The sequence below is a fragment of the Exiguobacterium sp. 17-1 genome, assembly GCF_023096305.1.
In the GTDB taxonomy this organism is placed as follows: domain Bacteria; phylum Bacillota; class Bacilli; order Exiguobacteriales; family Exiguobacteriaceae; genus Exiguobacterium_A; species Exiguobacterium_A sibiricum_A.
In genome coordinates this window covers 1-1,368 of sequence record NZ_JALIGJ010000012.1, presented here as the reverse complement: position 1 = coordinate 1,368, position 1,368 = coordinate 1, and the positions used below count along the sequence as shown (strand labels likewise).

Annotated in this window: 1 rRNA gene; it reads left to right on the top strand. The window is 55.2% G+C overall.

The window, feature by feature from the left end:
* Positions 1 to 1,366 (top strand): 23S ribosomal RNA (locus MUN34_RS15765); the annotation flags it as partial.
* Positions 1,367 to 1,368 lie beyond the last annotated feature (2 nt).

Genomic DNA, 1,368 nt, shown 5'->3' with positions numbered 1-1,368 from the left:
AAATCCGTCAGGCACCAAAGTCGAGGAACGATGCGGAGTCCCGTAGGGACGAAGGTCACGATTTCACACTGCCAAGAAAAGCCTCTAGTGAGGTGGAAGGTGCCAGTACCGTAAACCGACACAGGTAGGCGGGATGAGAATTCTAAGACGCGCGGGATAACTCTCGTTAAGGAACTCGGCAAAATGGTCCCGTAACTTCGGGAGAAGGGACGCTCTACATTGAGTAGAGCCGCAGTGAATAGGCCCAAACGACTGTTTAGCAAAAACACAGGTCTCTGCTAAATCGCAAGATGACGTATAGGGGCTGACGCCTGCCCGGTGCTGGAAGGTTAAGGGGATGGGTTAGCGCAAGCGAAGCTTTGAACCGAAGCCCCAGTAAACGGCGGCCGTAACTATAACGGTCCTAAGGTAGCGAAATTCCTTGTCGGGTAAGTTCCGACCCGCACGAAAGGCGTAACGATTTGGGCACTGTCTCAACGAGAGACCCGGTGAAATCATAGTACCTGTGAAGATGCAGGTTACCCGCGACAGGACGGAAAGACCCCATGGAGCTTTACTACAGCCTGATATTGAGGCTTTGTGCATGATGTACAGGATAGGCGGGAGACGTCGAGACCGGAGCGCCAGCTTCGGAGGAGTCACCCTTGGGATACCGCCCTTCATGCATAGAGTCTCTAACTCGCAGCCGTCATCCGGCTGGAGGACCGTGTCAGGCGGGTAGTTTGACTGGGGCGGTCGCCTCCTAAACAGTAACGGAGGCGCCCAAAGGTTCCCTCAGAATGGTTGGAAATCATTCGTAGAGCGCAAAGGCAGAAGGGAGCTTGACTGCGAGACCTACAAGTCGAGCAGGGACGAAAGTCGGGCTTAGTGATCCGGTGGTTCCGCATGGAAGGGCCATCGCTCAACGGATAAAAGCTACCCTGGGGATAACAGGCTGATCTCCCCCAAGAGTCCACATCGACGGGGAGGTTTGGCACCTCGATGTCGGCTCATCGCATCCTGGGGCTGGAGTAGGTCCCAAGGGTTGGGCTGTTCGCCCATTAAAGCGGTACGCGAGCTGGGTTCAGAACGTCGTGAGACAGTTCGGTCCCTATCCGTCGTGGGCGCAGGAAATTTGAGGAGAGCTGTCCTTAGTACGAGAGGACCGGGATGGACGCACCGCTGGTGTACCAGTTGTTCCGCCAGGAGCATCGCTGGGTAGCTACGTGCGGACGGGATAAATGCTGAAAGCATCTAAGCATGAAGCCCCCTCCAAGATGAGATTTCCCTTTGAGTAATCAAGAAAGACCCCTCAGAGACGATGAGGTAGATAGGTCACGGGTGGAAGCATGGCGACATGCGGAGCTGAGTGATACTAATCGGTCGAGG